Below are 12,226 nucleotides of genomic sequence, written 5' to 3'. Positions count from 1 at the left end.
AGTTATGCCTGATAAAACGTTCGTCAGAACCATCAATACAATAGGCGGAAATGAAAATTAATTTAGTTTGCGCGTAATTCAGATAATAACTCGAGTTGTATTTTTTCTATTTCCATCATTTTTTCCCATTGGTATGATAAAAGATGATCGATTTTTTCATGCAAGATACGAATTTCAAGTTCCGCTTTCAAATTAATTTGATAATCATGTTGTGCGCGAATGCGATCTTTTGCCTCTTTTCGATTTTGACTCATCATAATGACTGGTGCTTGAATTGCAGAAAGGCATGATAGAATTAAATTTAGAAAAATAAAGGGATATGGATCAGTAGGTTGCCACCAATAAATCAATGAATTTGCCCCTAGCCAAAATGCCATAAAAATCGAAAAAGAGATTAAAAACTTCCAGCTGCCACCAAAGTTGGCCATGCGGTCTGCAAGGCGATCGCCTAGTGATAATTTTTGATTAAGATGAGGCTCCATATCTATAGATAATAATTCTTTGTCATCCAGCCGAGCTAGAACTTTATTCTTTAAGGTTGTCAGTTCATTTTTATCAGATGTGAGCAAATGGCGGACATAGCGTGAGCGCATTACCGCTAGATCTTCATGACATATGAAGTGTTGATCATTCCAATCGGGGCAGAGATGCATAATCTCTTTGCTAATCTCTGGGCGAATTAATTCGCCAGAAATCAGTCTATTTAGAGGAAAAGACTTCTCACAAATCGAACATACCTTTAAAGACTGTTTCATCAGATTTTCATTTACCGTTGATAGGGGTTCATCCATTATACCTTTTAGAAGAAGAGAGTACTATTGGTGAAAAGAAGGGTATTCTTTTAAATAAATGCTTACCCCACCCTACTCATGCTAGTATTTAAAAATTGTCCCAGCGATCTTGTTTGAGAATTTAATGAAACGCTCCTTACTCTTTACCTTTTTTTATTTGCACGTCATTGTTGGAAATACTGCCAGTCAAATTCTGGTTCTTTCTGGTGGTGATAATCCTGGGCTTAATCATTATTCACAATACCTACAAACAAAAACTCTTTATGAGTTCCTAGCGCATCAATATGGTCAGGACAGAGTGAGCCTTTTTTTTGGAGCAGGAAACAATGAACTGCATCAGCCCCTACCTTTAGATGTTCATAAAAAAATGAATACAAAGCAGGATAAATACGATATAACGGATCTCATGCTGACGGGTATCATTACCAACAACCAGAGTGCCACAAAAGGACAAGTCAGTACTTATTTTTTATCCCCAAAAATCCGCTCCTTAAAACCCAATGAGGACTTATTCCTTTTTGTTAGCGACCATGGAATGCCTTATGGTTTTTTTGAAGATAAAAGTACCAATCCCTACAGTAATAATTGCATCGATTTATGGCACTATAAAAAACCGTTTATCAATAACTTTACTAACGAGAACGATTTTAATAAAGCCTGCCTCTCTAAAAACGAACTCCGCTCACTGCTCGAACAGGTTCCAAGCCGTCACGTTGTGTTTGCTATGTCGCAATGTTATTCCGGAGGCTTTCATCAATTATCGGTTAAATTAAAAAATGGCTATCCCAGTGCTAACCCTAAAATTTGTGGGTTTACTGCCGCAACTCCAGACCATTATGCTTCAGGGTGCACAGCCGATGCTGATGGAGCTACTTATCAAGGTTATGAACGTTCGTTTACGGAAGCGTATACGGGAATTAGCATCTTAACTGGTGAGCCACTGAAAGAACCCTCAAACGATGTATTTACTGCGCATCAGCAAGCAATATTAGACGACATGACCGTAAATGTCCCTATCAGTACTTCTGATTATTATCTATTGCTATGGGCCGATTATTTTATGAAGGACCAGTTTTCTTCGCGTATTGCGAATTTTAATCAACTAGCCATCCAAAAAATATTTAACCAATATCAGAATGAACTTCAATCAATCCAGAATCCAGATTTAGATCAATTTGTTGGTTTAAGCAAAGCCAATGAAACTAAAATTCTTTCCCTTCTTCCAGAAGCGAAAAAATTTGTGGGGCTTTCTATAGAGCGGCAAACTAAGAAAATCTCTGAATTAGAACAGCAAATTAAAGAACAAGGAGATGAGTTAGAGTCAACTTGGGATGGTATGATGAATCTTTATAATAATGTAATCAATGCGCCATGGAATCAAAGCTTAAAACAGCATCAAATGACCAATTTAAATTCCAAGATCTATCAATTTGAACAAGAATTCTATCAAGCCATTATGAAGCAAGGATTATATAAACATCCCTTCCAGCTGGATATGTATTATCTGCAGTATTTATCTGCAAAGAACAATGATAAGGACTTAGTAGATTATCAAAAAAACAGGTTAGCCATTATCAAACAATGGGCTGAAAAACAAAATAATCCAACGTTGGTTTATGCGATAAATTACTATCAATCCCTCGACAAAAAACAACAGCAATTACAGGACATTATTGCTAAAAAGGAAAAAAGAGAAACAATTACTCAAACGCATCTTAACTTACAATAAGATTAAAGCCGCATGGGTTACTTTAATTCGAATTGACGATAAAACCGCTTTAGCTGAATTGCAAGGGTTACTGGACTGCGAACATTCTGAGCTGAACTAGGCGTTTAATCTGTCAGCGAGTTCTTCGCATGTAGCCCCTTTGCCAGTAAGTTTTAGAAGCTATCACTCGGGTTAATCAAATGACTAAAGATGGATGCTGAAAACATTACTCTCCCGATGATTTAACTTATCTTTAGGGAAATTTTTCCGAGATTATCGGCTTCTATCCTTCGACCCATCAACATTCAGGTTCTGAACATCAGATAAATAGCTGTTATTTGAGGGAAAAGAGCCCTGTTTTATAAGGTTTTTTTGCGTAAACAGCAAAAAAGCAGTTTCTTTTTTTGAGCGTGCAGACTTAAAGATAAGCAGACGAAGGTCGAACTTTGAAGTAAAAAAATTAAAAAATATGAAAATTGTGTATATAATGCCCGCAAACTAATAAAAACAAGAACAGGGACTTTATCATGCGTTATTATTTTAATAATTCAAGAAATTATATCGACACTCGCGAGAAACTTTCCGCAGAACAACTCGATCAACTGAGGGAAATTATGTCTTTTTTTCCTTACAAAGATAAGGAAAATTGGCCAGAAAAATTTATGTCATTTCAACCTGAAAAATACTCTTCTAAACTAGTTTATCTGGCTGCTAATGCTTTTGATCACCATGGCTATACCATGCTAGGTTTGGCCTGTGAATATGGCAAAGATATTGGGGTAGTCCAAAAACTGATTGATTTGGGTGCCCATTTGGATGCACCGGATCACCATATGAAAAAAACACCATTGCACCGCGCTATAGATAATCAACTGTCCGCTTCTAACCGTGATTCTTTGCCGGCAGCAGCTGTTGTTCAATGCCTACTCCAAAATAGAGTAAATACTCAAAATACCAGCTTCCAAAAACCTATTCTTTTTGCTCGAGCCCAACATTTTGAAGCAGCAGAAAAACTCATAGGAGAACACATACAATATTGTAGAGAATATGAAAAATTTCGAAGGTTATTGCTTTCAGGAAATACGCATGGTCTAAAAAAAATGGTACAAGGATCAGTAACTTTGCCCTTTTCAATTACAAAATTCAAAGGTTGGTCGCTTATTTTTAATGCCATCCAGGGAAGTTATACTCATCAAAATACCTTGAGTAATCTGGAACTACTAAAAAAGCATCATGTTGATTTCAACAGTACCTTTTACCTTAAAACTTACTTAGGTGTCCCAGTGTATTGCTCGGTTAACCCTATTGCTTATTTATTATTACGTGGCGGTGATTCAAGACTCATCGACGCCTTAATTAAGCATGGAGCTGATCCGGACCATCCTTCAGTAGCGGTAATTAAGAAAATTATTGAGCTCAATCCTCAGCATAAGAACTTTGATTATCCTGTAAAAAATAATAAGAACCCCTATGATGTCAACTCCAGAAAAATGCTCGCATTATTTGAGTCAAAAATGATGAACCACGATCAAGAAAGTAGCCATACTAAAAAATCTGATGCAAATCTCTCACGTAAACTGGGATTTTTTGAAAGAAGCGCTGATCTAACCGAAGATATAAGTCCTGATGAAATGCTAGCAAGTGCATTTGGTCTAGGATCATTCACTGCAAAAAAATGACAGCCCTATGACCAAAACGTCGGGCTACAATTAGCCCGACAAAATCAATAGTACTCTCCAAGCTGCTTCACTGCACTTTCAATTATCTTAAACTGAAAATACTTTGTTCTCTTCCAATCTATCTTCATCATCATTTGCTGCCACAGGGATATTCTGCAAAATATCCCTTATCAATGATTGATTGTAACGTCGTTGAGGATTAGTTTTGTCAAATGTTCCTCCGCTAAAAAAAGTAGCATGATAGCTTGGAATCTCTGAGTCCCCATAATCAAAAACAATATCTTGCTCGCCATAGGCTGTCTGAAACTGAGCTGCGATATAGGCCTCCAGTATACGAGTTTGCTCCTCATTCAAATCCGTGCGTTCAAATCGTCCAGATACAAGGTAGACTTGCAAATAACCCTCTCGTTGACAAATATAACCTGCATAAAATGCAGAGCCGTCATACTTGCCTTCAGGTAATGTGAGTGAGGGATGTCCATAGCGATCCTTCCAATTGATAAATGAATGAAGTGATTCATTAAAGCTGTCCTTAAAACCAGTGTATCCATATTCTTTCTCATAAGCATTTTTTACACCAGTTGCCAAAATAAAATCACTTCGTAAAGCCCAGATTCGCTTTTCTTGTGGAAGTAAGGGATATTGAATACTGGTAATATCTTGATACCCTGGATTGATGCAACCTTCACCAGGATAACTGTATTTGGGTTTAATCGAAGGAATATTGTGTTTGATGTAGTTTTGGGCCTTTAGATAATATGAATCATCATGTGAAATCTTAACCGCTTTAGCGATTGATGATGGAGTGTATGTCCTAGGTTTTTTGTCATTAGGGTATGGCGTATTTGTAAAGAATAAAGATGAGTCAACATCATCCTCTTCTGGCGTTGTATCAAAAAATACAACCTTCTGAATTCCATACGCTTTTTGAAATTTTAATGCTAAATAGGACTCAACAACATAAATCTGTTCTTCTGTTAGTGGTAAGATTCCCTCGTTAATTCGATTACAACGATTATATCTTCCCGACGATAAAAAAACTTCCAGGTGCCCGTGACGTTGACAAATAAATCCCGCATACAAAACAGTACCATCGTAATGATTATCTGCTATGGCAAGGGAAGGATGTCCGTATCGATCGCTCCAATTTAAATAGGAATATTGTGATTCTTCAAAGGTTTCTTTTAACCCCTGATAACCATGTTGCTGTTCTGCGTTTTTCACTCCAGTCGCTAGAACAAAATCACCGCGCAAAGCAAATATTCGTTTTTCATTAGACCTAAGGAAACTGTCAACCTCTTCAATCCGTTGAAAAGCTGGATTTATCCCTACCTCCCCAGCATAAGTATATTTAGGTGCGACTCCTTTGACATGACGTTGAATATATGATTTTAATACAAACTCTACGTTAAAAATTTTTGACTGAATATCCTCTATGATCATGATAATTGCCTCATTTTTCCCCAAATTAACCCGCGTTGATTTATGGATGTTTTTTGGGCTTAAATTCAGCAGCAAAAAATATTAAGTTGAATTTTTACCACCAAATTTCAATTTGAGCGCTTTATAAGATTGAGAGTGAGTGTCTCGAAACCTGGACACTGGTATTGAGAGGATTAGTTTGATAGCGCCGTTTACAAATAATTCCGCCCAACCTCGACAACAGTGTCCAGGCAGCGCATCATCATCATTTGTTGTAAGCGTGTTTGTTGCATTTCAGATAACAGAAATATCAAAGATAAAAACATTGTGTCATCAAATTAAACACCCAGTCAAGCATTTCAATGAAATTCATCGAGTACTACTCTAATTGAAGTTTTTCTAAAAAATAATTAAGAAATTTCCAATACAGCAGCGCGGGGATGTATCAATAACCTGTGATTTATCTATAGACTCGCATTTATTGATTGAGGCAAAGGCAAATGAGGGATATGTGCCTGCTTGGAGGCAGTTTTATGAGCTTGTCGCATCGCGACTCCCTAAACAAAGACCGCCTGTGTCTTTTATAAAATTTTTGACAGAGCCTGATGATGTATCTTGGATAGGTTATGGTTAAATTAATTGTCAATCTAATCAAAGGATAAGCTTAAGAATAGTCAATAATTTACAGCGTGCTGACTCTTTGTGCTATGGTTAATTTATATAATGATCTTTGAGCAATGGCTAAAAGGAGTTTCCATAAATGAAACCCGCCTTATTTAAAAAGGAAGTGTCCTCTCAACTCGAGAAGATTGCTGCAGAGCGAGATGAGTTAATTTCTAAAATTAACGAGTATGAGAAGCTACTAAAGGGTTCGCCTGAATTAATACTTCAATACATCGAAATGATTTCTACTCCCTTCTATCAATTTTCCGTTGATCTAGCAAAAATTACCTATATTAATCCAGCAGCAGAAAAATTGTTCGGTCGTTCTCGTCAAGAGATCTACCAAAATCCGAATTTATGGTTTCAATCGATTCATGAAGACGACAAAGCAAATGTAATTCAAGCATTACGAGATACCGTGAACAAGAAAGAAAATGAAAAATTATTCGAATACAGGGTTAAAATGCCTGACGGAACAATTGTCTACGTCGCTGATAGACCCAGTCTGATTTATGACAAACAAGGTAATAAAAATTGTATTATGGGTTTTATTACTGATTTGTCTGGTTTTTTTAATGCAAAGCGAGAACTCTTACTTTATGATCAAATCTTGAGCGTGGCTCATAATGAAAAAAGTATAGAAGTTGCTGTCGAAGCAATATTAAGAATAAGCTGCTTATCATTTGAATGGGATGAAGGTGAAGTTTGGTTAATCGACCAATCAACGAGTTCATTATATTGCATTAAAATTTGGCATAGTTTTCATGATGAAGTCAGGGAATTTTATGAAAAATCTTATCAGTTAAAAATTGATATCAACGAAGGGCTTCAAGGAGAGGTGATAAGAGATAATCTGCCAATTCTCGTGACAGATTATGTTGAACATAAAAAATATATTCGAGATGATCTTGCTGTAAAAGCTGGATTAAATTGCGCATTTGGCTTGCCCCTGGCATATCAAGGTCAAACCCTTGGCGTGCTGATGTTTTTTTCAAAAAAAGTAAAAAAACTGACTCATGAACAAATTCTTGCTTTAGAAAAAGTATCCAATGTCCTGGGAAGCCTCATTCAGAATAAATTCAATAAAGACCAAATGATCTATTTTATTCACCATGAAAAATTGACTGGATTAGTCAATCGCTCAGGTTTAGAAGAGTTTCTAGAAACTGAAATTAATAGAAATAGAAAATCGTTAATTGCGCTCATCATGGTTGATTTTGATCGATTCAAAAAAATCAATGAATCCATGGGATTTGATGTTGGAGACGCGGTCATTAAGAATATCGCTGCCAAGTTTAATGAATACTTAAGTGATTCATGCTCTATTATTGCAAATATTGGTGGAGATCAGTTCGTTTTTGCATTAAGCAACATGAAACAACCCGAAGATATTTCACCAGTGGTTGAACGAATAAGGGCGATTGTTAAAACACCCTTGCTTATTAATCATCAAACCATTGTATTAACAATTAGCATGGGAATAAGTATTTATCCTTATGATGGAACTGATTGTTTATCGCTCTTGCAAAATGCAGATATAGCACTTAATCATGCTAAAGCCTCAGGAGGCAACTCTGTGGAATATTTTTCTACAAAATTGCAGAAAATTGTCACACACTCCATTGAGATTGAGAATAAGTTACGCAAGTCTCTGACTGAAAACGATTTCAGACTCTATTATCAGCCTAAGGTAGATTTAAAATCAGGAAATATTGTCGGAGTGGAGGCATTGCTACGATGGCAAAATCCTGATGAAGGATTGATGTTACCAGGATCGTTTCTTCCATTAGCTGAGCAATCGGATTTGATTGTTTACATTGGTGAATGGGTTTTACTTGAAGTTTGTCGAAATTTCCCATTTGAGCATTTGCACGTTCCTGTGTCGATTAACTTCTCCGCTCGGCAATTTCTAATTGAATACGATATTGTAAAATTTGTTCAACTACTTTTAGAGAAATTATCTTTGGATCCTACTCTACTGGAAATCGAATTAACTGAAACGCAGCTGATGAACGATCTTAAGCATACCACAAACGTTCTAGAATCACTGCGAAAAATGGGTCTATCATTCGCTATTGATGATTTTGGTATTGGTTATAGTTCCTTTCAATATTTAAAGCAATTCAAACCTAATAAAATAAAAATAGATAAATTTTTTATTGATGGTTTGCCTCAGGACCGCGAAAATGCAGGCATTGTTAAATCGATTATTGCATTATGTAAGAGCTTAAATATAAAAGTAGTTGCTGAAGGGGTCGAAAATGCCCAGCAATTACGATTTTTACTCGACGAGGGATGCGATGAAATGCAAGGGTTTTATTTTTCACCGCCAGTAGCCATTTATGACATCATAAATCTAATTGATAGCAAAAAAAACTTAAAGAGCATCGCACCCAGGGCATACCCACGAAAAAAAGCATGACTTCTACGTTTCGCGGCTTCTTCACAGAACCCATCCATCTTGTTCCAATTTAAAACGACTGCGTAGCGTAACTACAGATATTCTTGAATATCAATGCTTGTTTTTTGCCAAAATGTCTAAGATTTTGATTTAAACAAAGCAAGCGTAGCAACGGTCTGCAATTTTTAATTGAAGACTGCGAGCGTAGGCTGGTCTGAAAAGCCCAGCCCACAATCCTGAGCATTAGTATGAGGCTAGTTATCAGAGGCATTTGCTGGCTTTTCAGCCCAGCCTCGCTTGCTTTAACACTCCTCAGCTTAATTAAAATGAGCAGTCCATTTGAGAGCCTCGAACTCAAATTAAGAGATTTCTTACATGATTATGCGCTATTTTGAGTATGACTCATTAAAATTATTCGCTATGCTTGAATCAGTACGAGGAAGGACAGCGGATGTCTTAATAAGGATAATTTGAACGCATCAAGGACGATGCACTACCACAAGGATGTGGTCTGCCTCCTCGGAACACAATTCAACATGGCATTAAAATTCATCAGAATTTATTGCCCTTTTTATCAGCTCACGCCAACAAAACCACTACGATCAAAAGGCTCCTAAACCAAAGATACGATAAGACCAGTAATCAGACTTAATAAGTATTTATTGAAACAGACTGGTTCAATGCAGACGTTTATTTTGTGATGTTGCAACCTTACTTACCCTACCCTTATTCAATAGTTTTGGGTAATACACAATATTTTTGGCGAAGCGTACTTAATGGTATTTCAGCAACTTCCCATAAAGACCAGTCATGCGCAAAGAGATTAATTTGCATTTGCGAACCTCGATACCAGGCCTCCCAAAACGCTTCCGGGTTCATTTTGCATTGTGATGCCCCGGCAAGATTATTAATTTTAATACCCAAATAAAAAGAATAAAATACAGGGATGATATGTCCTTCCATCGCATTCTTTTCAAGCATGGTTGATGTAAAGGTAGAAACTAATAATTCGCCGAAAGGAGTAGTATCATATCCGCTTAAAACATGCAGTGAATCATGAGGCATAATAAAGGCATAATTTGCCCCCTCTGCTTCCCCTGGAAAGAAGTACTTATTGTCTTTAAATTGCTTCCAAATCCCATAACCAAAAGAATCCTTCGGTAATTTCTGTAAACGCTCATACCTGGCTACTAAAGCAGGATCATGGTGCTCACGATAGGGAAAGAGCCATTTGTCAATATCCTCCTCTCTTTGTAAATTAGGAAATAAATCGAAGCTTTCAAGATTTTTAAGGGTTATGTCTCTGATTAACCAATTGATATCATTCTCTAAAGTTTTTTGTAATTGCAGTAAATAATGGGGATAAATATCGACAGCTTTGGCATATTGGAACAAGGTTTTAATTTTTTCATGATCAATTTCCCCATCCATTAATGACGCCATGGTAAGAAAACGTAATGCATATTCAGCAATCACTTCTGAAGAAAAATAATTGGGAAATTGTTCCGGTTTAATTGAAGGGAGGCTATTTAAAGCTAATATATCCTGGTGGGAAAAAACATATTTATATAGTGCTTTAATTGATCTGGCTTGTATGTCCGTTAGAGATTGCTTTCCTTGTGCGGTCGCAACATCCCGCATCGCGGCAAGAATTGTATAAATTTGGTCTAGAAATAATTTCACGTTCGAACTTATGGGTCAATATGATGTTAATAATATAAAAAAAAGACAGCCCTGTCCAAAAGCGCCAAGAGTTGTACTTCAATCTGGGCTAATTATCACGCTGAACGAAAGAACCATACCAGAAAGGGAAAACGCCGAATAGGTTATTTGGCCATCACACTTAAATTCAGTAAGTTGCATTAGCCAGTTGAATTGAGGCGATAAGCTATTTCATTTTTTATTGAAATCCTTTCTCATTTCAATAAAAAAGCAGTACTTGCTTATTTTTTGGTCGCAAACCATGAGGTGACTCCAACCACTGTTGCAGTCAGCCCAGTGGTCGAAATTCGGTTCCGTTCCCAGAAGCTCATTTTTGTAGGGACAATGCTGGGAGGTTGCTGACCTTCGACAGGTTTGTCTGGATTATCTTGAATCATTTAATGTACCTGAGTCAGGCATTGGGGTGCATGACGTTCTATTATTTTTAACCCCATCTTATTCTTAGCGAACAGTGCCTCTTTGATAAGTGTGGAACCATTGGGTGCTTTCATCGCTGCATTCAATGCCTTTGATAAAGTATGCGGAGCATATTGGGCAATCACTGTGAGGTTTTTAACAATTTCTTTTGCAAGAAATTCGGGCCCATTTGAGGGCATCAAACTCAAATTAAGAGATTTCTTACATGATTATGCGCTATTTGGAGTATGACTCATTAAAATTATTCGCTATGCTTGAATCAGTACGAGGAAGGACAGCGGATGTCTTAATAAGGATAATTTGAACGCATCAAGGACGATGCACTGCCACAAGGATGTGGTCTGCCCTCCTCGGAACACAATTCACCATAGCCATTTATAAGTCATCAGAATTAATTGCGCTTTTTATCACATCTCAAGCCGACGAAAACACCAGATGCCCAACCATGAGTTAATTATTTTGGTATTAATTTTGGACCATTGATTAATCAATACAGCGTACAGGCTGGCTGCTGGATAATTTTCTCTCAAAAAGGAACTAATGATAGGGACTCATAGTCCTCGATAACTACCGTACTCTTATTCGCCATAAGTTCTTGATGAATATTTTTATCGATATTTACAAAATTGGCTACTTTTAATCTATAACTATGGCCGATAGAACCGCATTCTAACTCAAAAAGATTTTTTTCAAAGAAATCATGTGCAGTCCGATTATTATAATGCGGTCTTGCTGAAATAGGATATGGATTATCTAGAGTACTGACGTGATCAACTACTGCTTTCAACAATTCTTTTCCAATTCTTTTATGAGCTCCCTCCCCCTCTATAGAATAACATCGAGAAAGCATAGAGGGTGCAGAAATGATCATCTCTTCAATTTCAAAAAATGTGCCCCTGATTCCAAAGAATTCGTTAGAGTTGCTTCGATAGGTGTGGGGGCCACTTCCTAATGCAATACCTTGTATGTCATCATCCTCGGCGATAAAAAATGCGAAATCATTTTTTTCAAAATTACGCTCATCGTTCTCTGGAATATCCTTTTCTAAAAAAATTATCATATCGCGCACAGATTCACGCCAATGGTAATGTAAATCTGAGTTGGATAGTCTAGAGTAATTTTGCTCAAAAAACTCGTTGGCCGTTTTTTGCCACTCACGCATGAGCGATAATATTTTTTGTTTTTCAAGCTTAAATTGCGGGTAGTTCAATTTCCTTACTTTCATGCGATATACATCCTTAGGTTACAAACTGGCTCTATGTTAAGCTTTGCGCTAAGGGAATCGTACCCAGCACACTTATGCCTTGCACTCCAACAAAATCTGCTGTGACGCAAGAGGCCTATGTAATGATAATCTTGAGTAAATTTCAAGAGATGAGTGTGGGCTGTGCTGCAAAACCCAGCGTCTCATCTTGAGCGTTAC

Annotated in this window: 8 protein-coding genes; 3 read left to right on the top strand and 5 right to left on the bottom strand. The window is 37.0% G+C overall.

The genetic code is table 11. From position 1 onward, the window contains the following. Window positions 1–62 precede the first annotated feature (62 nt). On the bottom strand, window positions 63–755 hold the full coding sequence (locus tag EL022_RS06875) for a DUF1003 domain-containing protein (protein WP_028381101.1): 693 nt from the start codon (window positions 753–755) through the stop codon (window positions 63–65). 160 nt (window positions 756–915) lie between these two features. Here EL022_RS06875 and EL022_RS06870 point away from each other — a divergent pair, with 160 nt between their 5' ends. Both EL022_RS06870 and EL022_RS06865 read left to right on the top strand, forming a co-directional pair. After that, a complete protein-coding gene (locus EL022_RS06870; RefSeq protein ID WP_241972262.1) occupies window positions 916–2,520 on the top strand; it encodes a hypothetical protein in 1,605 nt (534 codons plus the stop codon). Window positions 2,521–3,026: 506 nt separating this feature from the next. Then, window positions 3,027–4,178, top strand: coding sequence for an ankyrin repeat domain-containing protein (locus EL022_RS06865; protein WP_237761227.1), 1,152 nt, complete (start codon window positions 3,027–3,029; stop codon window positions 4,176–4,178). Between the two features lie 87 nt (window positions 4,179–4,265). Here EL022_RS06865 and EL022_RS06860 read toward each other — a convergent pair whose 3' ends face one another. Beyond that, window positions 4,266–5,621 carry a hypothetical protein gene (locus tag EL022_RS06860; protein WP_035900840.1) on the bottom strand — a complete coding sequence of 452 codons (1,356 nt, stop codon included), beginning with the start codon at window positions 5,619–5,621 and terminating at the stop codon, window positions 4,266–4,268. A gap of 739 nt (window positions 5,622–6,360) precedes the next feature. On the opposite strand from EL022_RS06860, the gene EL022_RS06855 reads away from it, so the two are divergent. Further along, window positions 6,361–8,685, top strand: coding sequence for an EAL domain-containing protein (locus EL022_RS06855; protein WP_051544453.1), 2,325 nt, complete (start codon window positions 6,361–6,363; stop codon window positions 8,683–8,685). Window positions 8,686–9,390: 705 nt separating this feature from the next. Here the strand turns inward: EL022_RS06855 and EL022_RS06850 are convergent. The 3 genes from EL022_RS06850 to EL022_RS06840 form a co-directional block, all read right to left on the bottom strand. Further along, window positions 9,391–10,347 carry a hypothetical protein gene (locus EL022_RS06850; protein ID WP_028381105.1) on the bottom strand — a complete coding sequence of 319 codons (957 nt, stop codon included), beginning with the start codon at window positions 10,345–10,347 and terminating at the stop codon, window positions 9,391–9,393. A 416-nt stretch (window positions 10,348–10,763) separates the two neighbouring features. Further along, window positions 10,764–10,982, bottom strand: coding sequence for a hypothetical protein (locus EL022_RS06845; RefSeq protein ID WP_028381106.1), 219 nt, complete (start codon window positions 10,980–10,982; stop codon window positions 10,764–10,766). Between the two features lie 347 nt (window positions 10,983–11,329). Then, window positions 11,330–12,028: a hypothetical protein gene (locus tag EL022_RS06840; protein ID WP_028381107.1), complete on the bottom strand. Its 699-nt coding sequence runs from the start codon at window positions 12,026–12,028 to the stop codon at window positions 11,330–11,332. Between the last annotated feature and the right edge of the window lie 198 nt (window positions 12,029–12,226).

It is taken from the genome of Legionella cherrii (assembly GCF_900635815.1).
Lineage (GTDB): Bacteria > Pseudomonadota > Gammaproteobacteria > Legionellales > Legionellaceae > Legionella > Legionella cherrii.
Note: the sequence above shows the minus strand (reverse complement) of the source record. Positions and strands in the feature narration are given on the sequence as shown.